Source organism: Microbacterium sp. GXS0129, from assembly GCF_044769785.1.
Lineage (GTDB): Bacteria > Actinomycetota > Actinomycetes > Actinomycetales > Microbacteriaceae > Microbacterium > Microbacterium nymphoidis.
Genome location: NZ_JBIZVZ010000002.1, coordinates 641,565 through 664,800, shown reverse-complemented (window position 1 = coordinate 664,800; position 23,236 = coordinate 641,565). Strand labels below are relative to the sequence as shown.

Sequence of the window (23,236 nt, the reverse complement as noted above, 5' to 3'; positions counted from 1 at the left end):
GAAAGTATGTTCGAATATCGCAACGCGATACGAGCACACTAATTCGAACGTCGGACATTGGTGCCCGGCGTTCGGATTCGATCGATGAGCGGGCGTCAGGAGTACACGGCGCGCTCGAAGGCGTCCAGGCCCCGCTCCGCCGCATCATCGAACCAGGGCAGCAGCTGCGCGCTCCAGACGGCGGCGATGCCGCTGCCGCGATCGATCCAGAAGTGCACGTTGGCCAGTCCCGCCCACGACAGGGAGCCCGCCCGGCGGCCACCGGGAAGGTCCTCCTCCAGGCGCAGCAGCGACACCGCCCAGGACTTCGCCCTGCCGGGGAAGAGGTCCACGGGCCGGGTGAGCGCGGGGATCGCGGACGTGAACGGGTGCACCGTCACGCCCGGCATCGCCTGTACCGCCCAGGAGATCGTCTCCGGTCGCAGAACGCGTCCTGCCGGCGCGGCGCCGTCCCCGAGCCAGACCCGCAGGAAGGCCAGGTAGTCGGCGACCGTGCCGAACAGCCCCTGTCCGCCCATGTCCACCTCGGGGCGCACGGGCGGAATCGCCGGGGAGGGGCGCAGCGTGCCGTCGCTGCGCCGCCGGTGTGCGGGCACGAGGCGTGCGGCACGTTCCGGCGGCATGTCGAAGGAGGTATCGGTCATCGCGCACGGCTCGAAGATCCGGGTGCGCAGGACGTCCTCCAGGCGCTGCTCGCGCACGGCGGCGATCACCAGTCCCAGCCAGTCCATCGAGATGCCGTAGGTCCACCGCTCGCCGGGGTCGTGCAGCAGGGGCTGAAACAGGGAATCGCGCAGCGGGGTCGTGGTGCCGGCCCGGGAGTGGGCCAGCAGCGCGAGGCGCTCGTCGAACATGTCGTACCCGAAACCCGATGTGTGCAGCAGCAGATCGCGCACGGTGATCGGGGTGCGAGGTGGACGCGTGTGCGGTGTCCCGTCCGCGTCGACGCTCTCCAGCACCCCCACGCGCTCGATCTCCGGGAGCAGTCGAGCCACCGGGGTGTCCAATGCGAACAGGCCGTCTTCGATGCACTGCAGGGCGGCAGTGGCCGTCACCTGTTTGGTCGCCGAGTACAGGGCGATGATCCCATCGGCGCGGAGCGGATCGGGCTCGTCGGCCCGGGGCCGTCCCCGCGCAGTCAGGTGCCGGACGCCGTCGATGCCCGTCACGCCCGCGATGATCCCCGGAATGCCCTCGTCCACCGCATCCTGGACGGCCCTGTCCACAGCCTCTGCACGCATGAGCAGAGCCTATGTCGCGGTGTCGGCGGTGTGCGTCAGGATCAGAGCATGCGATTCGAATTCGACGCTCCGCTCTGGCGCTGGGAGGCGCGTACGGCGGACTGGTACTTCGTCACGGTTCCCGCCGAGCTCGGCGGTGACATCGCCGAGCTGCCCCGGATGAGACGTGGATTCGGCGCGGTCAAGGTCGAAGCGACCATCGGTGTCACCCGGTGGCGCACCTCGATCTTCCCGCAGCGGGAGATCCCCGGCGTGGGTCAGGAGTATGTCCTTCCCGTGAAGAAGGAGGTGCGCGTGGCCGAGGGGCTGGAGCCAGAAGCGGACGTGCGCGTGGTCATCGACCTCGTCCTCCCGTGATCTGGGCCGGGCTGAGGTTCCTGGGAGCGTTTGCAAGTTCATGAGAAAAGTCTCATACTCGGAGGAGTACTCGTTCTCCTGCGCTGCGAGAGTCGCCACCCGAAGGCGATAGCAGGAGTGACGGTCAGGCCGAGATCGTTCCTCCCGGCTTCGCCCGTCCGACGCCGACCCCCTCGGTTCCGGACGGGCGATTTTCGTTGTCCACAGGCGGTCTCGCCGCTGCGTGCAGCGGCCTATCCTCCCGGGATGAGCGCACCCCGCACGCAGACCCGCCGGAGAGTCCTCGTCGCCATCGCCACGGCTCCGCTCAGCCTCGGCGCGCTGGTCCTGGCTCTGGACGCCATGATCCGCGGCCGGCTGCCGCTTCCGGGATCTCCGCTGGTCGGTGTCGTCGCGGTCCTCGTCCTCGCGGTGGCGGGCGCCGCCTTCACCGTGATCGACATCACCGAGCACCGTCTGCCCAACACGATCATGCTCTCGAGCTTTGCCGCGCTGGTGGCATGCGTGCTGATCGGCTGGGGTCAGGACGGCGACGGCTCCGCTGTGCTGCGAGCGGCGGGAGGGGCGCTCGGTCCGTTCCTCGCGTTCTTTCTGCTGTGGGTGCTGCGCCCGGGCGGGGTGGGCGGCGGTGATGTGAAACTCGCCGGCCTTGTGGGAGCGCTCGCGTCCTGGGCGTCCTGGGAGTCGCTCGCCCTCTGTTTCGCGGCGGCCTTCGTCAGCGCGGGAGCCTTCGCGCTCGGGGGCCTCGCGCTCGGACGACTGCGCGCGCATCAGGCCGTTCCCTTCGGTCCGTTTCTCATTCTGGGTGGGTGGTGCGGCCTGCTGCTGCGATGACCGCGCACCTGGCGGACGTACGGCGCTCACTTCGCCGCATTCGGCGGTTCTCGCCCGTCCGAATGCGGCTCATGATGGGAAAACGCCCCTCCCGGGCGCGAGACCCAGCGTGAGAACACAGGAGTTCCCCATGTCCGACACCCTCGTCCGTCCTCCGTTCGATGCCGAATCCGAAGCGGTGCTCACCCTCGTGCAGGAGCAACTCCCGCCGGTCACTCCGGAGACCATCACCCTCATGCGACAGGGCGCCCTGCAGGAGGGCGACAGCCGGGTCGCCGATGCCCTCGCGGCGGCCGGGATCAGCAGGCGCGATGTGACGATCCCCGGATATCGGGGTGAGGAGATCGAGGTCTCCGTTCTCTCACGGGCGGATCACACCGGCCTCGGGCCCGGCATCTTCCACACCCACGGCGGCGGCATGATCGTGGGCGATCGCCTGGTGGGCATCGAGCAGCTGATCCCGTGGATCGTGGAGCACGACGCCGTCGTGGTCACGGTGGAGTACCGCCTCGCGCCGGAATTCCCCGACCCGTATCCCACGGAGGACGCGTACGCCGGGCTCATCTGGACCGCGGAGAACGCCGCTGAACTGGGTATCGACCCGGCCCGGATCCTGGTCGCCGGTGCAAGCGCGGGCGGGGGTCTCGCGGCGGCGATGGCCTTGATGGCCCGTGACAGGAAGGGGCCGGCGCTGATCGGCCAGCTCCTCATCTGCCCGATGCTCGACGACCGCGATGCCACCGCCTCCACCCACCAGTACCCCGACCGCGGAACCTGGGTCCGTTCCGCGAACCTGACCGGCTGGTCGGCGCTGCTGGGGGATCGGCGGGGTGGCGACGACGTCTCCATCTACGCCGCTCCCGCACGTGCCACCGATCTCACTGGCCTTCCCTCCGCATACATCGACTGCGGCTCGGCCGAAGTGTTCCGCGACGAGGACGTCGCCTACGCCACATCGCTGTGGCGCGACGGTGTGCAGGCCGAACTGCACGTGTGGGCCGGCGGATTCCATGGCTTCGACATGCTCGCCGGGCACACCGCTCTGGCGCAGGCGGCGACGGCAGCCCGGAACGCCTGGGTGGCCCGGCTCATCGGAGCCTGATCCGCCGGGAGCGCGGCGGACGGATCGATAGACTGGCGTGCGAGCGCGAGGGAGCGCAGATGCAGCGACTGGCCGGAAACCTCCGAACGATCGATCCCGAGGCGAGTGAGAGCCTGCGGATCGTCTCGTACTTCGATGTGCTCATCTCCCGTGGCGTCTCGGTCGACGCGCTCCTGCGCGGGGCCGTGGTGATGGCGAACGCGGTGGCGGGAGCCACCGTACGCGGCCGTGTCATCCGCCGTGACCCTGAGGGGCGCTCGCCGCAGGAGGCGACGCCGGACGGGTCGCCGCGGATCGACGGCGGCGAGTGGAGCGCCTGGATCGAACGGGACGGCGCACCCGCCCCACTCGACGATGTCATCCTGGAGCGGCTGGCGCTCGGCATCGCCCTCAGCGAGTCCCGTCGTCGCGCGCCCGGGGGCATCGACGCGGTCATCGATGCCGGAACCGGTGAGGCGGAACGGGTCACCGCGCTGGCGCGGTTGCGCATCGAGCCCGGGACCCCGATCCGTGTGGTGGCCACGTCCGCCGATGCATCCGAGGCGCTCGCCGACACGATCATCGTGCCGACGCGGCGGGCGCTGGTACGCGTGCGCCTGGATCGAGAGTTCGTCACGCCCGCGGCGCCGGGGCTATGGGGTCTGGGAACGGTGGTGCGCGCCGATCATGCCCCGGAGTCCCTGGATGCGGCACTGATCGCTCTACGTCTCGCCGACGAGCGGGACCGCATCGTCGACGCCGCGGAGTTCGGCTCACTGCTGCTGCTCGCGCGTGCGTTCGATCCCGATCACCCTCCCGCCGATGTCGTCGCGCTGGCCGCCCTGGACGAGCGTTCACAGCTCGTGCTGCGAGCGCTCGCCGAGGCCGAGAGCATGCGCTCGGCCTCAGCGGCACTGGGCATGCACCACTCCAGCGTCCAGGCGCGACATGAGGCGCTGACCCAGGCGCTGGGCTACGACCCGCGCACTCCGCTCGGACGCGCCCGATACACGGCCGCCGCGATGCTGTTCCGGCTCGCCGGATCCTCGGAGCGATGACCGGGCGATGTCGATGCCCGGGAGTAGCATGTGGCCATGGCGATTGCACGACTTTCCGGTGGCCCGCTCGACGGCCAGCTCCTGCCCCTTGACGATGCCGACCAGGATGAGCTGATCCTGCCCTACACCGAGGGACAGGTGGTGTACCGTCGCGCCGGCGCCCTGGAGAACACCGGCGCATCGGACGGCGCCACGACGGCGGAGTTCCACTTCGTCGAGGACACCGAGCCCATCAATCCTTCCGACGACTGACGTGGCCGGTCCGCAGCGCAGTTTCGAGATCGAGGTCACCTTCGACGCGGACACGACGACTCCGCTTCCGGATTGGAGCGTCCTCCCGGGCGTCCATCAGGTCGTGGGGCCCGAGATCCGCCCGCTGGATGCGCTGTATCTGGACACAGCGTCGGGAACGCTGGCACGATCCGGCGTGGCCATCCGGCGCCGCACGGGCGGACCCGACGAAGGCTGGCACCTGAAGGGGCCGATCGTCGACGGCGGGCGGGTGGAGCTGCACTGGCCGATCACCCCTGGCATCGACATTCCGGACACCGTGCGGCAGGCTGCCGCCGAGTGGACCGAGGAGCCGCTGGTTCCGCTGGCGCGGATCCGTAACGAACGCCACGCGTTCGAGCTGCGTGACGGCGAAGGCGGGGTCATCGCCGAGATGGTGGACGACCACGTCGAGGCGGAGGATCTCCGGTCAGGGCAGGCGCGCGCCTGGCGGGAATGGGAGGTCGAGCTCGGCCCTGCCGCTCCGGCCGATCGGGGCGAGCGGGACGAGTTCTTCGCCGCGGCCACCCTTCTCGCTCATGGAGCGGGCGCACGACCGGCGTCGTCCGCATCGAAGCTGGCCCGCGCACTCGGCCACTGAACACGGTCACGGAGAAGGCAGAGGAGCCGGCATGCGCGCGGAAGACCTGCACGAGGTGGCGGCCCGGCGTGCGGACGAGCTTCCCGGTGCCGAACTCACTCATCCCTTCGGGCCGGACTGGGACGTCTACAAAGTCCGCGGCAAGGTCTTCATGCTGCAGGGGGCACGTGGCGGCGAGGTTCATGTGACGCTCAAGTCGGCGCCGGAGGACGCACGCGCTCTGCGGGAGTCATACGAGGACATCACCGCGGGCTATCACATGAACAAGAAGCACTGGATCACGGTGTACGCCGGAGGAAGCCTCGACGAGGAGCTGCTGCGCGAGCTCGTCACCGAGTCCTACGTGCTCGTCCTCGAGGGCATCCCTCGGCGCGACCGGCCGGTCGATCCGGCGAGATTCGCGCACCGCTCGGCGGACTGAGGGCGAGATCGCCCAGCGCCACCGAAGCAGCCGGCACCGCCCGTGACTGTCGCACGACCATCGTCGCGCAACGCGCGTGATGCGCTGAGGGCGCCGCCCGGGAATCCCGGACGACGCCCTCAGCGTGATCGATCAGAAGTTGATCATGTGGCCGGTGAGGCCGTGGAACGTCTCCTGCAGCGCCTCCGACAGCGTCGGGTGCGTGTGCACGTTGCGCGCCAGCTCCCAGGCCGTGAGGTCCCACTTCTGTGCGAGGGTGAGCTCAGGCAGAAGCTCGGAAACGTCCGGGCCGATCATGTGAGCGCCGAGGAGCTCCAGGTGCTCCGCGTCGGCGATGACCTTGACGAAACCGACGGGCTCGCCCAGACCGTGAGCCTTGCCGTTGGCCATGAAGGGGAAGGTCGCCACCTTGATCTCGTGGCCGGCGTCCTTCGCCTGCTGCTCGGTGAGGCCGAACGAGGCCACCTGCGGCTGGCAGAACGTGGCGCGCGGCATCATGCGGTAGTCGCCGAGCGTCATGGTCTCGGCGTTGCCGATGGTCTCGGCGGCGACGACACCCTGAGCCTCGGCGACGTGGGCCAGCTGCAGCTTGGCGGTCACGTCACCGATCGCGTAGATGTGCGGCACATTGGTGCGCATGTGGTCGTCGATGTCGATGGCGCCGCGGTCGGTGAGGGCGACACCGGTGTTCTCCAGGCCGTAGCCGGTGACGTTCGGGGCGAATCCGACCGACATCAGGACCTTCGATGCGTCGATGGAGCCGGCCTGGCCGTCCTTGCCGGTGTAGGTGACCGTGACGTTGCCACCGTTGTCGGTGATCGTCTCGACCTTGGTGGAGGTGAGGATGTCGATCCCGTAGTTGCGGTACTGCTTCTGGATCTCCTTCGAGACGTCGGCGTCCTCGTTGGGGAGGGCGCGATCGAGGAACTCGATGATGGTGACCTTGGCGCCGAAGTTGGAGAGCACGTAGGCGAACTCCATGCCGATGGCACCCGCACCCACGATGACGATGGACTCAGGGACATCGCGCGTGAGGATCTGCTTCTCGTACGTGACGACGTTCTCGCTCAGCTGCACGCCGGGCAGCAGGCGCACGGTCGAGCCGGTGGCGATGATGACGTTGTCGAACGTGACCGTCTCCTCGCCGCCCTTGCTGAGCGCGACCGAGATGGTGTTGGCATCGGTGAAGGTGCCACGGCCGTCGTACTCGGTGACCTTGTTCTTCTTCATCAGGTAGTGGATGCCCTTGACGCGGCCGTCGGCCACCTCGCGTGAGCGATCCCAGGCCACGCCGTAGTCCATGGAGATGTTCTGACCGGAGATGCCGAAGAAGTCCAGCTTGTGAGTCAGCGTGTGGGCGATCTCGGCGTTCTTCAGAAGCGACTTCGACGGGATGCACCCGACGTTGAGGCAGACGCCTCCCCAGTACTTCTCTTCGATGATCGCGGTGGACAGTCCGAGCTGAGCGCTTCGCACGGCCGCGACGTATCCGCCGGGGCCCGCGCCGAGGATGACGACGTCATAGTGAGGCATGCCTCCAGCCTAGCGCTCCGCGGCGGGCAGTCACTCCTGTCGTGGAGGTCTGTCGGCTATACGTACACTGTGTACGTATAGCCGACAGAGGGGGACTTCCGCATGCCTCGTGCCACACGGGCCGCTGCTGAGCGGACCCGCATCTCGCTCCTGAGGACAGCCGCATCGCTTTTCGCTGAACGCGGGTTCCACGCCGTCTCAGTCGGGGACGTGGCCGGCGCGGTGGGCGTCAGCAGGGGAGCGGTCTACCACAACTGGGCCGACAAGACGGCGTTGTTCGCGGAGGTGGTCGAGCACGCTCACGCCGATGCCGCTGAGCGGGCCGCCGCCGCGGCGGACGGAGACGACCCGATCGACGTACTGGTTGCTGGTGCACTGGCCTATGTGGCGGCGTGCGCCGATGATCGCCATCGGCGCATCCTGCTGGTCGACGGCCCCGCCGTGATCGATCGTGCGCGCTGGGCCGCCCTGGAGCGCGAGTACGCGGCGTCGTTGCTGGCTGACGCCCTGGAGCTCGCTGACGTGGACCCGATGCAGCGCCCCGCCGTGTCGCTACTGCTCGCCGGTGCCGTGCAGCGAGCGGTCGTGGGCGTCGCCGAGGGGATGCCGCTGGAGGCGCTGCACGCTCCGCTGCGGGCCATGATCGAGGCGACGGTTCGCCGCTGACGACAGACGACGATCATCACGCGCCGGTCGCTGCGACATCAGACCAGGAACATCCGTACGGAACACCAACATCAGCACAGAGATGTATGGGATACCCCTCTCTCGAATTGCCTGTCCCCAACATGATTCGGATAGGCTGGTCAGACGAAGGAGGACGAGCGTGTCTGCAGATGAGAACGGCCTGAGCCAGGTCCACCGCGAAGGTGACCGGTACGACCGGGGATCGGACAACACCCAGACTTTCGGTGGCCACGATTCCGACCTGTCGTTCGTGCCCTTTGGAGCCGAGCTCACCGAGGCGGAGGTCGACGCCATCGGCGCGCTGCCGTCCGGATCCGCGATCCTGCTGGTGCGTTCCGGCCCCACGGCGGGTGCACGCTATCTGGTGGACGGTGACGTCACCACGATCGGTCGTCACCCGGAGGCGGACATCTTCTTCGACGACGTCACGGTCTCGCGCCGTCACGCCGAGATCGTGCGCAGCGGTCGCACATTCGAGATGATCGACCAGCGCTCGCTCAACGGCACCTACCTCAACGGCGAACGCGCTGACCGCGGCGTGCTGACCAACGGTGCCGAGGTTCGCATCGGCAAGTTCCGCCTGAACTTCTTCGCCTCGCCCGCTGATCTCGGAACCGACGCCTGATGGCCGCCGCCGCCGACGCACGGGCGGCTTCCGGTTCTCTCCTCGGCATCGGGCAGGTGCTGCGGAGGCTGTCGCCGGAGTTCCCGGCACTCACCAGCTCCAAGCTTCGATTCCTGGAGGTGCAGGGAATCGTCACGCCGGCGCGCACTCCGAAGGGCTACCGGAAGTTCTCGCCCGCCGATGTGCAGCGGCTTACGCTCGCACTGACCCTGCAGCGAGATCACTACCTTCCTCTTCAGGTGATTCGCGATTACCTGGACGACATCGACGCCGGTCGGGAACCGGCCATCCCGGTGCCGCTCACCATCCACTCCACGGCTCGCCGGTACAACCGTGCGGAGTTGCTCGCCGCGAGCGGATCTGGAGCCCAGCTCCTCAACGATGCGATCAGCACCGGTCTCATCGCCGCGGGGGATTCCTACGGTGAGCAGGCGCTCACGATGCTGCGTGCCCTCGTGGCGCTGGACCAGCACGGCATCGAGCCGCGGCACGTGCGCGGTCTTCGTCAGTCCGCGGAGCGCGAGGTCGCCCTGATCGAATCCGCTCTCACTCCTCTCCTTCGCCGGACCGATGCGCCCTCGCGTGCGCGCGCCGATGAGGTTGCCCCGGAGCTCGCTGCGCGCTTGGATGAGGTGCGACAGATCTTCGTCAAGTCCGCCCTGGAGCGGATGCTCTCGTCCTGAGAGCGACACGCCGAATCGCTCACGCGAATGTCTCGGCGAGAGGACGACTCCTGCTCTAACTTTGGAGTAGAAGTTGAAAGTTTCTATCAGGAGGTGCGGGCATATGCTCGACGAGGGCGACGAGGCGCAGTTCTCCGCTGAGCTTCTCTTCACCGACGGCATGCCCGAGCTCGGCAACGAGGTGGGCTACCGCGGTGCGCAGGCCGCCCGCGCCGCAGGCATCACCTACCGTCAGCTGGACTACTGGGCCCGCACCGAGCTGGTCGAACCCACGGTGCGCGGTGCATCCGGCTCCGGCTCGCAGCGTCTCTACGGCTTCCGTGACATCCTCGTGCTCAAGCTGGTCAAGCGCCTCCTGGACACCGGCATCTCGCTGCAGCAGATCCGCACCGCGGTCGAGCAGCTTCGCGCCCAGGGCATCCGCGATCTCGCAGGCATCACGCTCATGAGCGATGGCGCCTCGGTCTACCTCTGCACCTCGAACGACGAGGTCATCGACCTGGTCAGTCGCGGTCAGGGCGTCTTCGGCATCGCCGTCGGCAAGGTGCTGCGGGAGGTCGAGTCCACGCTGGTGCAGTTCGATCCCACCGCTCCGGATCCGGTCGACGAGCTCGCCGCCCGGCGCGCACGTCGTACGGCCTGAGCGCTCCGTCTCTGAGACGATGCCCGGTCTGCATCACGTCGAGATCTGGGTGGCCGACACCGGTGACGGCCTGGACGACTGGCGGTGGTTGCTGAACGAGCTGGGCTGGTCGCGAACGGCTGCGTGGCCGGAGGGGGAGACCTGGGCTGCCGGCGACCTGTATCTGACGTTCACCGGATCGCCGAATCTGCGTGACGTGTCCCACGATCGTCGCCGGCCCGGGGTCAACCACCTCGCGTTCCATGGCGGCGACCGGAGTGCTGTCGATCGGCTCATGACCGACGCCGTCGGTCACGGCTGGACGGCGCTGTACCACGAGCGCTACCCGCACGCTGGTGGACTCGACCACTACGCCGGATGGCTGGAGAACTCCGACGGCTTCAAGGCGGAGGTCGTCGCGCAGAGGCAGGAGTGACGCATGGGACTGACCCCCGAAGAACTGCTCAGCGGACCCCGTGGACGTCGGCTCTGTCTCGAACTCGCAGCGCAAGACCCCGACGTGACGAACGCGGTGTTCTGGAGGTCCCACGCCCACGATGCAAGATCCGGAGCGTCTGCGAGCTTCGGATGGGGGAGGCACGAGCCCGACCGCGAGTTCTCACCGGAGACCGTCGCGGAACTGGTCGAGTCCGCATCGACGATGGTGACGGCGGAGACCGTCGGCCGTGCGCTGGAGTACAGCGTCTGCTCCGCCCGGTACTGGCAGGAGCCGGACGGTCGCGATGTGCTCGCCGCGCAGGGGCGCATGATCGCTGCGCTGCGGCCGATGGCCGAGGCTGTCGCCGCCTGTGCGGGGATCGAGTGGTGGACATCCGCTCCCGCACACCACTGGCTCGTGGAGTATGACCCGCCGCAGGGCCTGGCGGAGCAGACAGCGCTGGATCCGGTGACCGATGTCAGCCGCGTGCGCGAGCGGATACGCGAGTGGCGGCGTGCCACCGTCACGGAGGAAGCGGTCGCGAAGCGCGACTATCCCGAAGACCCCGAGTACCCCAGAACCGGATCGTGGTGGTCGCTGGCGGGGTGGTATCGGCACACCGTCAGCCGCCTGCCTGACGCCCTCGCTCTCATGGAGGACAGCTACGGGCCGAAGGCCGCACGCACTTTCCCGGTGCACGGCGGATCGCGCGTCCTGGAGATCCGCACCCCGGAGGACTGGGTGAAGCTGTGCCGGAATGCGTCGGTTGATGTGTCGGCTTCACGCCGTCATGACTGGTTCCGAACGACCGGACGCGCCGGGGAGTGGGTGCTGCCCGACTGGGACGCCGTGGCCGAGCAGTGGGATGGCGTCCACCTCACGGTCGCCGCCTATCTGGCCGGGGCGGGTCGTGCGCTGGCGGTGGACGAGAGCCGCGCGTCGGTCATCGCGGGATGGGATCCCGACACGACGTTCTGGCTCACCAACACACTGGTGCTCGAGGATCTGTCGCCCCAGGAGTGGGTTCTCGATGACGAGGGCGGGTGGCAGCCGCCGTCGCAGAACGGCGCCGGCGCGGCTTCGTGACGAATTGTGACGGTGACGGTTCGGTTACGATTGCGCCGATTCACGCCCGCGCACCCGCGTGAACAGGATGTGGTCCTGGCGCCGACCGGCGATCTCCAGGTACGCGGGGGACAGCCCGATGCGCTGGAAACCGTTCTTCTCCAGCACGCGCTGCGAGCGAAGGTTGCCGACCAGGGTGGCCGCATCAACGCGGTGCAGATCGAGCACGTCGAACGCGTACGCGACCGATGCCGCGACGGCCGCCGTGGCGAGTCCCTGCCCGTTGTGCCGCTGGTCCACCCAGTAACCCAGCGAGGCCGATTGGGCGACGCCACGCTGGATCGAACTCAGCGTGATCCGACCCGACACCTCGCCGTCGTCGTCCAGGATCACGAACGGGACGGCATCGGTCTGATCAAGCAGCGCAGCGATCGCGATGCGCTGGCGGCGAGGTGTTGCCCAGTCCGCTGAACGCGACGGCTCGAACGGTGCAAGAAAATCGGCGTTGGAAAAGACGAGGTCGGCGAGCGTTTCCGCATCGCCGACCTCGATGAGTCGAATGACCGCGCCGCTCACGCGGACGAAGCCGCCTCTTCGCCGGGGGCAGCGATCCGCCCCGATCGCATGATGCGATCCAGCAGGGCGTCGAAATCCGCGGCGAGTTCCTGGGCCGAGTCGCCGGGCCAGATGTGCAGGGGCTTGGCGGCACCCTGCGCCTGCTGCAGCGACGTGCGCTCCGGGAGCTGGGGGGACAGCACCAGCGGGCCGAACATGTCGCGCAGTTCCTTGATGCGGAACTGGTGTTCGATCGACTGGGGGCGCACGCGGTTGACCACGATTCCGAGCGGCTGCAGACGTGGCGACAGTCCGCGGCGGATCTCCTCGATGGCGCGCAGTGCACGGTCTGCGGCCGCGACAGAGAAGAGGCCGGGCTCGGTCACGACGATCACGCGGTCGGATGCCGCCCACGCGGTACGGGTGAGGGCGTTCAGCGAGGGCGCGCAGTCGATGAGGACCAGGTCGTAGTCCGCCTCGATCGTCGCCAAGGCCTCCTCGAGCTTCCAGACGTCGCGCACGCTCGGGTGCGGGCCGTCGAAGTTGATCGCTGACGGGCTGCCGATCAGGACATCGATCGTTCCGGGGTGAACCTTCGCCCAACCCGAGGACGTGATGGCCTGACGGACCGTCTTCTCCTTCGGGTTGGCGAGGACATCGGCGATGTTCAACCGCCCGGCCACCTGGATATCCATCCCCGTGGAGACGTCGGACTGCGGGTCGAGATCCACGACGAGTGTGCGGATGCCGCGCGCGAATGCCGCGGAGGCAAGTCCGAGAGTCACTGTCGTCTTGCCGACTCCGCCTTTCAAAGAGCTGACGCTGAGTACGTGCACAATCAACCACGTTACCGTCCCGTAGGGTGGAAGGGCTATTCCCCCACACGTCTCACAGAAGACAGAGGTGTCATGTTCTCGAAGATCCTCGTAGCCAACCGTGGTGAGATCGCCATCCGCGCATTCCGCGCCGCCTATGAAGTCGGTGCCCGCACCGTCGCCGTGTTCCCGTATGAGGACCGCTTCTCCCTGCACCGTCTGAAGGCGGATGAGGCGTACCAGATCGGTGATGTCGGCCACCCCGTGCGCGCGTACCTCGATGTCGATGAGATCATCCGCGTCGCCGTCGAATCCGGCGCCGACGCCATCTACCCGGGCTACGGCTTCCTCTCGGAGAACCCCGACCTTGCGGCGAAGGCCGCAGCCAACGGCATCACCTTCATCGGACCTCCCTCCTCCGTCCTGGAGATGGCCGGCAACAAGGTCACCGCCAAGGAGCACGCGATCGCGGCCGGGGTACCGGTACTGCGCTCCACCGAGGCATCCGACGACGTCGACGCGCTCGTGGCTCAGTCCGACGAGATCGGCTTCCCGCTGTTCGCCAAGGCCGTCGCCGGCGGTGGCGGCCGGGGTATGCGCCGCGTGGAGACCAAGGAAGAGCTCGCTCCTGCTCTGGCCGAAGCCATGCGCGAGGCAGACTCCGCGTTCGGTGACCCCCGCATGTTCCTGGAGCAGGCCGTGCTGCGTCCGCGCCACGTCGAGGTCCAGGTCCTCGCGGACTCGCACGGCGCGACGGTCCACCTCTTCGAGCGCGACTGCTCGGTGCAGCGTCGTCACCAGAAGGTCATCGAGATCGCTCCGGCCCCGAACCTCGCACAGGAGATCAAGGACGACCTGCACCGCTACGCGGTCGCCTTCGCCGAGTCCATCGGCTACCAGAACGCCGGAACGGTCGAGTTCCTCCTCGAGACCGCGGGCCCACGCGCGGGCGAGGTCGTCTTCATCGAGATGAACCCCCGCATCCAGGTGGAGCACACGGTCACGGAGGAGGTCACCGACGTCGACCTCGTCCAGACGCAGATGAAGATCGCCGCCGGCGCCTCCCTCGCGGAGCTCGGGCTGGAGCAGGAGAACATCCACCTGCGCGGTGCCGCGCTGCAGTGCCGCATCACCACCGAGGACCCGACGCAGGGCTTCCGTCCCGACACCGGCAAGATCACCACCTACCGTTCGCCGGGTGGCGCCGGCATCCGACTGGACGGCGGTACCACGGCCGCGGGTTCGCAGATCAGCCCCCACTTCGACTCGATGCTGGCCAAGCTCACGTGCCGCGGCCGTGACTTCGAGGCCGCCGTCTCGCGCGCCCGTCGTGCACTGGCCGAGTTCCGCATCCGCGGCGTCTCCACGAACATCCCGTTCCTGCAGGCGGTGCTCGATGACGCCGACTTCGTGCACGGCGACGTGTCCACCTCGTTCATCGACGAGCGTCCGCAGCTGCTGCGCGGCCGCGAGTCCAAGGACCGCGGCACCAAGGTGCTGAACTGGCTGGTGGACACCACGGTCAACAAGCCCAACGGCGAGAACCCGCTCTCGGTGAACCCCGCCGTCAAGCTTCCCGTCATCGACCTGACCGCCCCGGCCCCCGCCGGATCGCGCCAGCGTCTGCAGGAGCTGGGACCTGCGGGGTTCGCGAAGGAGCTGCGTGCGCAGACCGCGCTCGCCGTGACCGACACCACGTTCCGTGACGCCCACCAGTCTCTGCTGGCCACGCGCGTGCGGACCAAGGATCTGCTGGCTGTCGCCCCCTACGAGGCGCGCATGCTGCCGCAGCTGCTGTCCGTCGAGGCGTGGGGCGGTGCCACCTACGATGTGGCCCTGCGCTTCCTGGGCGAAGACCCGTGGGAGCGCCTGGCGAAGCTGCGTGAGGCGCTGCCGAACGTCGCGATCCAGATGCTGTTGCGCGGTCGTAACACGGTGGGATACACGCCGTACCCCACCGAGGTGACGGATGCGTTCATCCGCGAGGCTGCGGCCACCGGCGTCGACATCTTCCGCATCTTTGATGCGCTGAACGACGTTGAGCAGATGCGTCCGGCCATCGAGTCGGTCGTCGCCACGGGTACCGCCGTGGCCGAGGCCGCCCTGTGCTACACCGGGGATCTGCTGAACCCGAACGAGGACCTGTACACCCTCGACTACTACCTGAACCTCGCCGACCAGATGATCGCCGCCGGTGCGCACATCATCGGCATCAAGGACATGGCCGGACTCCTGCGCCCCGCCGCCGCCGCGAAGCTGGTCTCCGCGCTGCGCGAGCGCTTCGACGTTCCGGTGCACGTGCACACGCACGACACGGCCGGCGGCCAGCTCGCAACCCTCATGGCGGCGGCCCAGGCGGGAGCAGACGCCGTCGATGTGGCCTCGGCACCGATGTCGGGAACCACCAGCCAGCCGTCGATGTCGGCGCTGGTCGCGGCTCTCGCTCACACCGAGCGTGACACCGGGATCGACCTGCAGGCCGTCTCGGACCTGGAGCCCTACTGGGAGGCGGTGCGCCACATGTACGCGCCGTTCGAGTCGGGACTGCCCGGCCCGACAGGACGCGTGTACCACCACGAGATCCCCGGTGGCCAGCTCTCCAACCTGCGTCAGCAGGCGATTGCGCTGGGACTGGCCGACGACTTCGAGCTCATCGAGAACATGTACGCGGCCGCGAACGAGATCCTCGGCCGGGTGCCGAAGGTCACGCCCTCCTCGAAGGTGGTGGGCGATCTCGCCCTGCACCTGGCGGCAGTGAAGGCGGATCCCGCAGACTTCGCCGCCAACCCGGAGAAGTACGACGTTCCGGACTCGGTGGTGGGCTTCATGGCGGGCGAGCTGGGCGACCTTCCCGGTGGATGGCCCGAGCCGTTCCGCAGCAAGGTGCTGGCCGGTCGCAATGTGAAGATCGGTGTGACCCCGATCACCGCCGAGCAGGAGGCCGCGCTGAACGGTGACTCCGCCTCGCGTCGCGCGATGCTGAACACCCTGCTGTTCCCGGCGCCCACGCGCATCTTCGAGGAGACCCGGGAGGCGTACGGCGACCTGTCGGTGCTGGACACGGCCGATTACCTCTACGGCCTGGTTCCGGGTGCCGAGCACATGGTCGAGATCGATCGGGGCGTGCGCCTGTACTTCGGTCTCGAGGCCATCGGTGAAGCCGACGCCAAGGGTATGCGGACCGTGATGACCACCCTTAACGGTCAGCTGCGTCCGGTCTTCGTGCGTGACCGCAGCATCGAGGTCGCGTCGCGTTCGGCGGAGAAGGCCGATACGTCCAAGCCGGGTCAGGTGGCTGCGCCGTTCTCCGGTGTCGTGACCATCAAGGCCGCCGTCGGTGACGCCGTCGAAGCCGGTGCACCTGTGGCCTCGATCGAGGCGATGAAGATGGAGGCCGCGATCACGTCGCCGGTCTCCGGAGTCATCGAGCGCATCGCGATCGCGGGCACTCAGCAGGTCGAAGCAGGCGATCTTTTGGTCGTCGTCCGGCCCGCCCAGTAACCTGGGTGGGCGGGACAGCCTCGCCAGCAGTACGGAAGTGATGTTTCAGTGACGTCTGATCCCAGTATCAACGCGCCCTCCGACGAGCCGGAGAACGGCGTTCTCGCCGAGACCGGTGCCATCGACACCTCGGACCTCGGTCTGCTCACCACGAACACGGCCCACGTGAACGTGATCCTGCCGACCGCCGAGGAAGACGATGACGACGATGTGGTGGACGACGACGACATCTCGATCCTCTTCGACTCGCTGCTGAGCGGTGACGCGGTCACCGCTCAGCAGGAGGACGTGGCGGCCGTGGTCGTCGGCATCCCGCATGTCGCTGCGGAGGAGACGACCGACCCGGTCGACGAGATCGACCTCGTCGAGGCGGAGCTCGTAGAAGACGACCTTCCGAGCGTCGCTGCGGCTGATGGCCTCGTCGTCGACGACGCAGATGACCTCGCTGAGGATGACTCTGTCGAGGCTGACGATGCTGAGGACGGGGCGCCGGAGGAGATCTCGGATGAGGTCGACGACGCTGCTGGGAGTGAGGACGACTCCGACGACGACCCCGATGCCGACGCGTCCGAGGACGACGACGACGCCGCGGCGGACGAGGACTTCGTGGACGAGGACTCCGTGGACGACGACGACGCTGCGGACGAAGTCTCTGCGGATGACGACGACGCGGACGAAGTCTCTGCGCAGGATGTGTCCGTGGACGATGTCTCCCTGGATGACGACTCCGTCGAGGTCGACGCGTCCGCGGACGTCTCCGCAGAAGACGACTCCGATGCGGCGGAGGGAACCACCTCCGAGAGCGCGTCGATCCAGGATGACTCCGTCCAGGCCGACGCGATCAAGGACGAACCCTCCGAGGACATCTCGGTCGAGGACGAACCCTTCGAGGACATCTCCACCGAAGACGTCTCCGTCGAGGATGACTCGCTTGCGGACGTTTCCGTCGAGGATGACTCTGTCGAGGACGACGCCATCGAAGACGTCTCCGCCGAGGATGACTTCGCCGCGGAGGACGAGCGAGGCGAGCCTGATACGGGTGACTCCGCCGACGATACGTCTGCCGAGAATGCGCCCCGAGCTGAGTCCTCTGAGCACGAGTTCCTCACGCGTGACGCAGTCCACGCTGGTTCCGTTGCGGATTCGGCGGAGGACGCCTCGGATGAGGCAGGCGAGGATGAGGACGAGTCCGCGGCAGGCCGGGACGAGGGCCCGGCCGACACCCAGATCGCCGAGTCCGCCGAGATCGCCGCGGATGCCCCGGTGTCCGATGAGGAGCCCACTCCCACCGACGAGTCCGCTCAGACCGAGGACGAGGGCGGGGCTGTGACCTCCGCGCTCGCCCACGACGATATTCGCCCGGCCACGCCGGTCGTCCAGGTGTCGCCCGTCGATGCCGGGGAGGTCGAAGACACGGTGACTGCGGACCTGTCCGCCGGTGAGTTGCTCGCCGGCGCAACCGGGGGCCGGGCCACCGTGACTGATTCAGCATCCGCTCAGCGGAACTCCGTGGAGGAACCCCCTGTGTCCGAGACCCGTGATATCCACGATCTGGAGCGCGTGACCGTGCGCACCGGCGCCGTCGAGACGACGCCAGCGCCGCGCCGCCTGGGCGACGTCGGCGGCGACGCCTCCCGCGAGACGCCCGACCTTCTCACGGCGGATCGCCTCCTGGACCCGAACCGCAAGCCCAAGCCGGAGCCGGAGGGCGCCTGGCAGCATTTCGTGTACTCGATCTCGGGCAAGCGCATCAACCTGGGCGACGGCAAGCGTGCGCGCGAGCGCAAGGCACTCACCGAGCGCATCGCGGCCCCGATCACCGGTGGTTCGCGCTTCGTGCCGGTGCTGTCGCGCAAGGGCGGCGTGGGAAAGACCACCGTCACCACGCTGATCGGCATGGCCCTGGCCGACGCCCGTGACGACCGCGTCGTGGCCGTGGACGCCAACCCCGACCGTGGCACGCTGGCCGAGCGCATCTCGCGCTCCAGCACCAAGACCGTTCGTGATCTCGTGCGCGTGCGCGACGAGATTCGTGGCTACAACGACCTCTCCGGCATCGTCTCGCGTGATGAGACACGCCTGGACGTGCTGGCGAGCGACAGCGATCCGCGGGTCGCGGAGGCGTTCAGTGACATCGACTACCGTCACGTCGCCGATGTCGCGAGCCGGTACTACTCCATCGTCCTCACCGACACCGGAACGGGCATCGTGCACTCCGTCATGGGGGCAACCCTCGACCTGGCAGACCAGCTCGTGATCGTGGCGGGACGCAGCGTCGATGAGGCGCGGGCCGCGTCCGAGACCCTGACCTGGCTGGAGACGAACGGGTTCTCCGACATCGCGCGCCGTGCCATCGTCGTGCTCAACCAGACCTCCGCCGGTGCTCCCGTCGTGCGCATGGACGAGGTCGAGGAGCACTTCCGCACCCGGGTGAGTGAGGTCGTCCGCATCCCGTACGACCCGATGATCGCCTCGGGCAGCGCCATCACGTTCCGCGACCTGCAGCCGGAGACGCGCGTCGCTGCACGCGAGCTGGCGGCCCTGGTCGTCAACGGCCTGCGCGGAACGGGCGCCTGACGTGGCGGTTCGCCCGATCCGTCTCTTCGGCGACCCCGTGCTCCGGCAGCCGAGCGAGCCGATCACCGATATCGACGACGGCGTTCGCGCGCTCGTGGAAGATCTGCTCGACTCGGTGCGCGAGCCCGGCCGTGCTGGAGTCGCGGCGCCGCAGATCGGGGTCAACCTGCGCGCCTTCTCGTACAACGTCGACGGGGAGGTGGGCTACGTGCTAAACCCCGTCGTCGTCGAGGTGCGCGGTGAGCCGGTTCCCACCGGCGAGGGTTGCCTGTCGGTGCCGGGGCTCTGGCATCCGGCCCTGCGTCACCCCTACGCGCGGGTGGAGGGAATCGATCTGGACGGCGAGCGCATCGTGCTCGAGGGCACCGGGCTGATGGCGCAGGCGCTGCAGCACGAAACCGACCACCTGGACGGGATGCTCTACCTTTCCCGCCTCGCTCCCGAGGACCGCAAGGTCGCGATGCGCGAGGTCCGTGAGAGCGACTGGTTCTGATCTCCCGCAGATCGAACGACGAATGCCCCGGAGGTTGACCTCCGGGGCATTCGTCGGTGCGGTGATCAGCCGGCGACCGAGACGTTCGTCGTCTGGGCGCCCGGAGCGGCGTAGAGCTCCTCGACTTCGGAGCCGAAGTCCTTCATGATCACGTTGCGCTTGATCGACAGCTTCGGCGTGAGGTGGCCGCTGGCCTCCGTCCACTCGGTCGGCAAGATGGTGAACTTCCGGATGGACTCGGCACGGGACACGTTCTTGTTCGCGCGGTCCACGGCCGTCTGCACCTCGGCGATCACGCGCTCGTTCTTAGCCGCCTCGGCGAGAGGCATGTCCTTCGGGAGGCCGTTGTTCGCCAGCCAAGTGGGCAGCATCTCCGGGTCGAGGGTGACGAGGGCGCCGATGAACGGACGCTGATCACCCACGACGACGACCTGCCCCACCACGGGGTTCGCGCGGATGACGTCCTCGAGCGGTGCGGGGGAGACGTTCTTTCCTCCCGCGGTGACGAGGATCTCCTTCTTGCGGCCGGTGATCGTGAGGAAGCCCTCGGTGTCGAAGGATCCGATGTCGCCGGTCTTGAACCAGCCGTCGTCGAAGGCGGCGGCCGTCGCCTCGGGATTGTTCCAGTACTCCTTGAAGACGTTGATGCCGCGCACCTGGATCTCGTCATCCTCGCCGAGACGGATGCCGACGCCCGGGAGGGCGGGGCCGACCGTTCCGATCTTGGACTTGTTGGCCTGATTGACCGTGGCGGGCGCGGTGGTCTCGGTGAGGCCGTAGCCCTCCAGGATATGGATGCCGAGACTGTGGAAGAAGTGGCCGAGGCGCGCGCCCAGCGGCGCCGACCCGGACACGGCATACTTCACGTTGCCGCCCATGGCCTCGCGCAGCTTCGCGTAGACAAGCTTGTCGAACAGCGCGAATCGCAGCTTCAGCCCGAACGGGATCTTCTTGCCCTCGCCGAGCAGCGTCGAGTGCTCGATCGCCGTGGCGGCCGCAGCGCGGAAGATCTTGCCCTTGCCTCCGGTCTCTGCCTTCTGCTCCGCGGAGTTGTACACCTTCTCGAACACGCGGGGCACTGCCAGGAGGAACGTCGGCTTGAACGAGCCGAGCGTGGGCACCAGGTTGCGGGTGTCGGGCTCATGGCCGGTGCGGACGCCGGCATGGATGTCGAGGATCGAGATGAAGCGGGCGAAGACATGGGCCGTCGTGATGAACAGCACGGTCGACGCGCCGGACATGTTCACGACCTCATCGAGCGAGCGGGCCGCATTACGTGCCAGCTCGACGAAGTTGCTGTGCGTGAGCACGCATCCCTTGGGGCGGCCGGTGGAACCCGAGGTATAGATGAGGGTGGCGATGTCGTCGCCGTTCGCGATCGTGCGCCGGCGCTCGATCTCCTCATCCGTCACTCCCGTGCCGCCGGCGACCAGCGTGTCAAGGGCGCCCAGGTGCATCTGCCAGACGGTACGGATGTTGGGAAGCTCCGAGGCCACCTCGTCGAACCGGGCGAAGTGATCGCCGCTTTCGGCGATGAGCGCAACGGCACCGGAGTCTTCCATGTACCACTGGATCTGCGCGGGGGAGCTGGTCTCGTAGATCGGCACCATCACTGCGCCCGCATAGAACAGGGCGAAGTCGACGAGCGTCCACTGGTAGGTGGTGCGGGCGATGAAGCCCACCTTGTCGCCGGGCTCCAGGCCCGCGGCGACGAAGCCCTTTGCGAGGGCGATGACCTGCTCGCGGAACTGCGTCGCGGTGATGTCTCGCCACCGGCCCTGTTCGGGAACGGAGAACAGTGCGCGGTCGGGCGTCGCCGCCACGCGCTGTTCGAGCAGGTCGGTGATGTTGTCCTGCGGGGCGGCGGGAACGATCGCTGGGACTTCGAATGCAACCACGGCAGCTCCTTCGATACCGGACGGGTGGATACGACCCGGGTGGTCGTATGTCCACTCTAAGGCACACCCCTTGCCGTCCCTGGAACCCAGTGCCATCGATTGAGATACCGGGTTCCGCGGATGTCCTTCGGCGTCATGACGACGATCACGCTCGGTAGACTTCTTGATCGTGCGCACGCGGGTGCGCGCGGGAAGGACCACGAACGCGTGCTCACCATCGGCATCGACATCGGCGGAACGAAGATCGCGGGCGGTGTGGTCACCGAAGACGGTGAACTGCTCTCACCACGACGCACCGCCACTCCGGAGAACTCCGCAGGCATCGAGGACGCCGTGGCGGCGATGGTGGCGGACCTGCGAGCCGAGCACGAGGTGGGTGCCGTGGGCGTCGCCGCGGCGGGCTTCATCGATCGCGGGCGTGCCGTGGTCACCTACGCCGCGAACCTCGCGTGGCGCAACGAGCCGCTGAAGGAGCGACTGGAGAAGCGGCTCGAGCTACCGGTGATCGTCGAGAACGACGCGAATGCCGCCGGATGGGCCGAGTACCGGTTCGGGGCGGGCCGCGGCGTCAAGGACCTCATGATGCTCACCATCGGCACCGGCATCGGGGGTGCCGTCATCGTGAACGGCGAGCTGTTCCGCGGCGGTTTCGGTGCCGCCGCCGAGCTCGGTCACATGCGTTTCCAGCGTGACGGACTGATGTGCGGCTGCGGCCAGCGAGGATGCGTGGAGCAGTACGCCTCCGGGCGCGCTCTCCAGCGCGTCGCAGGCGAGCTGGCGGACGCCGGGGGGATCGGCGGCGGACTTGCCGCGGCGCGCGCCGCGGAGGGGTCCCTGGAAGGTGCGACCATCTCGCGCCTGGTGCTTGAGGGCGACCCCGGGGCGCTCGAAGCGCTGCGGGCCGTCTCTGCTGCGCTCGGTGAGGCCTGCGGGACCTTCTCCGCGGCATTCGATCCGGCCGTCTTCGTCATCGGCGGCGGCGTGTCGCAGCTCGGTGAGGTCCTTCTCGCTCCCATGCGCGAGGCCTATCATCAGTATCTGCCCGCGCACGGCAACCGTCCGGGCGGTGACTTCACCATCGCGCAGCTGGTGAACGACGCCGGAGTGATCGGCGTCGCCGATCTCGCCAGGGAGGGCAGCGAGTGATCTACTGGTTCCTGAAGTACGTGGTCATCGGACCCGTGGTCAAGGCCGTGTTCCGGCCCTGGATCACGGGTCGGCGTAACGTCCCGGCCTCAGGAGCCGCCATCCTCGCCAGCAATCACCTGTCCTTCGCCGACTCGATCTTCCTGCCGCTGATGCTCGACCGGCCCGTCACCTTCCTCGCGAAGAGCGACTACTTCACCGGAAAGGGCATCAAGGGATGGCTGACCAAGCTGTTCTTCATCGGCACCGGACAGCTTCCCATTGATCGCTCGGGCGGGAAGGCGTCCGAGGCGTCGCTGAACACCGGCCTGCAGGTGCTCGGTCGTGGTGACCTCCTCGGCATCTACCCCGAAGGCACCCGCAGCCCTGATGGCCGTCTCTACCGGGGGCGAACGGGTATCGCCCGTATGGCGCTGGAAGCTCGCGTCCCGGTCATCCCAGTGGTGATGGTGGACACCGACACCATGATGCCCATCGGGCGGCGCATGCCGCGGATCATGCGGGTGGGCGTGGTGATCGGCGAGCCCCTGGACTTCTCCCGATTCGAAGGCATGGAATCGGATCGGTACATTCTGCGCAGCATCACGGACGAGATCATGGTGGCCATCCAGCAGCTGGGGGAGCAGACCTACGAGGACGTTTACGCTTCCACGGTGAAAGACCGCCTGAAGCCTGCGTCCTGAGCGCTCGGGGAGGTCTGCTCCGACGCCCGGTGTCACGTTGGTCGGAGGCCC

23 protein-coding genes are annotated in these 23,236 nt (G+C 68.0%); 18 read left to right on the top strand and 5 right to left on the bottom strand.

Annotation, left to right across the window (positions count from 1 at the left end; genetic code table 11):
• Nucleotides 1–95 precede the first annotated feature (95 nt).
• Entirely contained in the window at nucleotides 96–1,241 is a 1,146-nt protein-coding gene (locus ACIQJ5_RS09545; protein ID WP_402843156.1) for a serine hydrolase domain-containing protein, read from the bottom strand.
• A gap of 48 nt (nucleotides 1,242–1,289) precedes the next feature.
• Here ACIQJ5_RS09545 and ACIQJ5_RS09540 point away from each other — a divergent pair, with 48 nt between their 5' ends.
• The 7 genes from ACIQJ5_RS09540 to ACIQJ5_RS09510 all read left to right on the top strand — a co-directional run bounded on the left by ACIQJ5_RS09540 (nucleotide 1,290) and on the right by ACIQJ5_RS09510 (nucleotide 5,863).
• A complete protein-coding gene (locus tag ACIQJ5_RS09540; RefSeq protein ID WP_231092021.1) occupies nucleotides 1,290–1,598 on the top strand; it encodes a DUF1905 domain-containing protein in 309 nt (102 codons plus the stop codon).
• Between the two features lie 246 nt (nucleotides 1,599–1,844).
• Complete coding sequence (locus tag ACIQJ5_RS09535; RefSeq protein ID WP_402843152.1) at nucleotides 1,845–2,432, top strand: prepilin peptidase; 588 nt, start codon at nucleotides 1,845–1,847, stop codon at nucleotides 2,430–2,432.
• A gap of 130 nt (nucleotides 2,433–2,562) precedes the next feature.
• A complete protein-coding gene (locus tag ACIQJ5_RS09530) occupies nucleotides 2,563–3,534 on the top strand; it encodes an alpha/beta hydrolase (RefSeq protein ID WP_402843149.1) in 972 nt (323 codons plus the stop codon).
• A 59-nt stretch (nucleotides 3,535–3,593) separates the two neighbouring features.
• Nucleotides 3,594–4,571: a hypothetical protein gene (locus ACIQJ5_RS09525; RefSeq protein ID WP_402843146.1), complete on the top strand. Its 978-nt coding sequence runs from the start codon at nucleotides 3,594–3,596 to the stop codon at nucleotides 4,569–4,571.
• Between the two features lie 36 nt (nucleotides 4,572–4,607).
• Nucleotides 4,608–4,823 (top strand): response regulator, encoded by a 216-nt coding sequence (locus tag ACIQJ5_RS09520; protein ID WP_231092025.1) that lies wholly within the window; start codon nucleotides 4,608–4,610, stop codon nucleotides 4,821–4,823.
• 1 nt (nucleotide 4,824) lies between these two features.
• The gene (locus tag ACIQJ5_RS09515) at nucleotides 4,825–5,442 is read left to right on the top strand and encodes a CYTH domain-containing protein (protein WP_231092026.1); all 618 of its coding nucleotides are present in this window, start codon (nucleotides 4,825–4,827) and stop codon (nucleotides 5,440–5,442) included.
• Nucleotides 5,443–5,473: 31 nt separating this feature from the next.
• On the top strand, nucleotides 5,474–5,863 hold the full coding sequence (locus ACIQJ5_RS09510) for an MmcQ/YjbR family DNA-binding protein (RefSeq protein ID WP_402843141.1): 390 nt from the start codon (nucleotides 5,474–5,476) through the stop codon (nucleotides 5,861–5,863).
• Between the two features lie 132 nt (nucleotides 5,864–5,995).
• On the opposite strand, the gene lpdA is transcribed toward ACIQJ5_RS09510, so the two are convergent.
• Entirely contained in the window at nucleotides 5,996–7,396 is a 1,401-nt protein-coding gene (gene lpdA, locus ACIQJ5_RS09505) for a dihydrolipoyl dehydrogenase (RefSeq protein WP_231092028.1), read from the bottom strand.
• A 102-nt stretch (nucleotides 7,397–7,498) separates the two neighbouring features.
• Here lpdA and ACIQJ5_RS09500 point away from each other — a divergent pair, with 102 nt between their 5' ends.
• The 6 genes from ACIQJ5_RS09500 (at nucleotide 7,499) to ACIQJ5_RS09475 (ending at nucleotide 11,538) form a co-directional block, all read left to right on the top strand.
• Nucleotides 7,499–8,062, top strand: a complete 564-nt coding sequence (locus tag ACIQJ5_RS09500; RefSeq protein WP_231092029.1) for a TetR/AcrR family transcriptional regulator — start codon at nucleotides 7,499–7,501, stop codon at nucleotides 8,060–8,062.
• 181 nt (nucleotides 8,063–8,243) lie between these two features.
• Complete coding sequence (locus tag ACIQJ5_RS09495; protein WP_231092138.1) at nucleotides 8,244–8,708, top strand: FHA domain-containing protein; 465 nt, start codon at nucleotides 8,244–8,246, stop codon at nucleotides 8,706–8,708.
• Nucleotides 8,708–9,391, top strand: coding sequence for a MerR family transcriptional regulator (locus ACIQJ5_RS09490; protein ID WP_231092030.1), 684 nt, complete (start codon nucleotides 8,708–8,710; stop codon nucleotides 9,389–9,391). Before ACIQJ5_RS09495 ends, ACIQJ5_RS09490 begins: the two co-directional genes overlap by 1 nt.
• A 103-nt stretch (nucleotides 9,392–9,494) precedes the next feature.
• Nucleotides 9,495–10,034 (top strand): MerR family transcriptional regulator, encoded by a 540-nt coding sequence (locus ACIQJ5_RS09485; RefSeq protein ID WP_308070936.1) that lies wholly within the window; start codon nucleotides 9,495–9,497, stop codon nucleotides 10,032–10,034.
• A gap of 19 nt (nucleotides 10,035–10,053) precedes the next feature.
• On the top strand, nucleotides 10,054–10,449 hold the full coding sequence (locus ACIQJ5_RS09480) for a glyoxalase (RefSeq protein WP_402843134.1): 396 nt from the start codon (nucleotides 10,054–10,056) through the stop codon (nucleotides 10,447–10,449).
• Nucleotides 10,450–10,452: 3 nt separating this feature from the next.
• Entirely contained in the window at nucleotides 10,453–11,538 is a 1,086-nt protein-coding gene (locus ACIQJ5_RS09475) for a hypothetical protein (protein WP_402843131.1), read from the top strand.
• Between the two features lie 24 nt (nucleotides 11,539–11,562).
• On the opposite strand, the gene ACIQJ5_RS09470 is transcribed toward ACIQJ5_RS09475, so the two are convergent.
• Both ACIQJ5_RS09470 and ACIQJ5_RS09465 read right to left on the bottom strand, forming a co-directional pair.
• A complete protein-coding gene (locus ACIQJ5_RS09470; protein ID WP_231092033.1) occupies nucleotides 11,563–12,093 on the bottom strand; it encodes a GNAT family N-acetyltransferase in 531 nt (176 codons plus the stop codon).
• Nucleotides 12,090–12,908: a ParA family protein gene (locus ACIQJ5_RS09465; RefSeq protein WP_231092034.1), complete on the bottom strand. Its 819-nt coding sequence runs from the start codon at nucleotides 12,906–12,908 to the stop codon at nucleotides 12,090–12,092. Before ACIQJ5_RS09465 ends, ACIQJ5_RS09470 begins: the two co-directional genes overlap by 4 nt.
• Before the next feature lie 72 nt (nucleotides 12,909–12,980).
• Between ACIQJ5_RS09465 and ACIQJ5_RS09460 the strand changes: the two genes are divergently transcribed.
• From ACIQJ5_RS09460 to ACIQJ5_RS09450, 3 genes are read left to right on the top strand one after another with little or no spacing between them, the layout of a single operon-like run.
• A complete protein-coding gene (locus tag ACIQJ5_RS09460; protein ID WP_402843127.1) occupies nucleotides 12,981–16,388 on the top strand; it encodes a pyruvate carboxylase in 3,408 nt (1,135 codons plus the stop codon).
• A 48-nt stretch (nucleotides 16,389–16,436) separates the two neighbouring features.
• A complete protein-coding gene (locus ACIQJ5_RS09455; RefSeq protein ID WP_402843124.1) occupies nucleotides 16,437–18,965 on the top strand; it encodes an AAA family ATPase in 2,529 nt (842 codons plus the stop codon).
• Between the two features lies 1 nt (nucleotide 18,966).
• Nucleotides 18,967–19,458 (top strand): peptide deformylase, encoded by a 492-nt coding sequence (locus tag ACIQJ5_RS09450; protein ID WP_231092037.1) that lies wholly within the window; start codon nucleotides 18,967–18,969, stop codon nucleotides 19,456–19,458.
• Between the two features lie 65 nt (nucleotides 19,459–19,523).
• On the opposite strand, the gene ACIQJ5_RS09445 is transcribed toward ACIQJ5_RS09450, so the two are convergent.
• Nucleotides 19,524–21,356 (bottom strand): long-chain fatty acid--CoA ligase, encoded by a 1,833-nt coding sequence (locus ACIQJ5_RS09445; protein WP_231092038.1) that lies wholly within the window; start codon nucleotides 21,354–21,356, stop codon nucleotides 19,524–19,526.
• Between the two features lie 207 nt (nucleotides 21,357–21,563).
• On the opposite strand from ACIQJ5_RS09445, the gene ACIQJ5_RS09440 reads away from it, so the two are divergent.
• Both ACIQJ5_RS09440 and ACIQJ5_RS09435 read left to right on the top strand, forming a co-directional pair.
• Nucleotides 21,564–22,502: an ROK family glucokinase gene (locus ACIQJ5_RS09440; protein WP_402843445.1), complete on the top strand. Its 939-nt coding sequence runs from the start codon at nucleotides 21,564–21,566 to the stop codon at nucleotides 22,500–22,502.
• Entirely contained in the window at nucleotides 22,499–23,185 is a 687-nt protein-coding gene (locus tag ACIQJ5_RS09435; protein WP_231092039.1) for a 1-acyl-sn-glycerol-3-phosphate acyltransferase, read from the top strand. Before ACIQJ5_RS09440 ends, ACIQJ5_RS09435 begins: the two co-directional genes overlap by 4 nt.
• Nucleotides 23,186–23,236 lie beyond the last annotated feature (51 nt).

What these genes read in the sequence shown, in the direction of transcription:
- ACIQJ5_RS09500 (WP_231092029.1), top strand. Translation starts at nt 7,499, where the DNA reads ATGCCTCGTGCCACACGGGCCGCTGCTGAGCGGACCCGCATCTCGCTC.
- ACIQJ5_RS09535 (WP_402843152.1), top strand. Translation starts at nt 1,845, where the DNA reads ATGAGCGCACCCCGCACGCAGACCCGCCGGAGAGTCCTCGTCGCCATC.
- ACIQJ5_RS09475 (WP_402843131.1), top strand. Translation starts at nt 10,453, where the DNA reads ATGGGACTGACCCCCGAAGAACTGCTCAGCGGACCCCGTGGACGTCGG.
- ACIQJ5_RS09540 (WP_231092021.1), top strand. Translation starts at nt 1,290, where the DNA reads ATGCGATTCGAATTCGACGCTCCGCTCTGGCGCTGGGAGGCGCGTACG.
- ACIQJ5_RS09525 (WP_402843146.1), top strand. Translation starts at nt 3,594, where the DNA reads ATGCAGCGACTGGCCGGAAACCTCCGAACGATCGATCCCGAGGCGAGT.
- ACIQJ5_RS09480 (WP_402843134.1), top strand. Translation starts at nt 10,054, where the DNA reads ATGCCCGGTCTGCATCACGTCGAGATCTGGGTGGCCGACACCGGTGAC.
- ACIQJ5_RS09485 (WP_308070936.1), top strand. Translation starts at nt 9,495, where the DNA reads ATGCTCGACGAGGGCGACGAGGCGCAGTTCTCCGCTGAGCTTCTCTTC.
- ACIQJ5_RS09490 (WP_231092030.1), top strand. Translation starts at nt 8,708, where the DNA reads ATGGCCGCCGCCGCCGACGCACGGGCGGCTTCCGGTTCTCTCCTCGGC.
- ACIQJ5_RS09520 (WP_231092025.1), top strand. Translation starts at nt 4,608, where the DNA reads ATGGCGATTGCACGACTTTCCGGTGGCCCGCTCGACGGCCAGCTCCTG.
- ACIQJ5_RS09530 (WP_402843149.1), top strand. Translation starts at nt 2,563, where the DNA reads ATGTCCGACACCCTCGTCCGTCCTCCGTTCGATGCCGAATCCGAAGCG.
- ACIQJ5_RS09460 (WP_402843127.1), top strand. Translation starts at nt 12,981, where the DNA reads ATGTTCTCGAAGATCCTCGTAGCCAACCGTGGTGAGATCGCCATCCGC.
- ACIQJ5_RS09545 (WP_402843156.1), bottom strand. Translation starts at nt 1,241, where the DNA reads ATGCGTGCAGAGGCTGTGGACAGGGCCGTCCAGGATGCGGTGGACGAG.
- ACIQJ5_RS09510 (WP_402843141.1), top strand. Translation starts at nt 5,474, where the DNA reads ATGCGCGCGGAAGACCTGCACGAGGTGGCGGCCCGGCGTGCGGACGAG.
- lpdA (WP_231092028.1), bottom strand. Translation starts at nt 7,396, where the DNA reads ATGCCTCACTATGACGTCGTCATCCTCGGCGCGGGCCCCGGCGGATAC.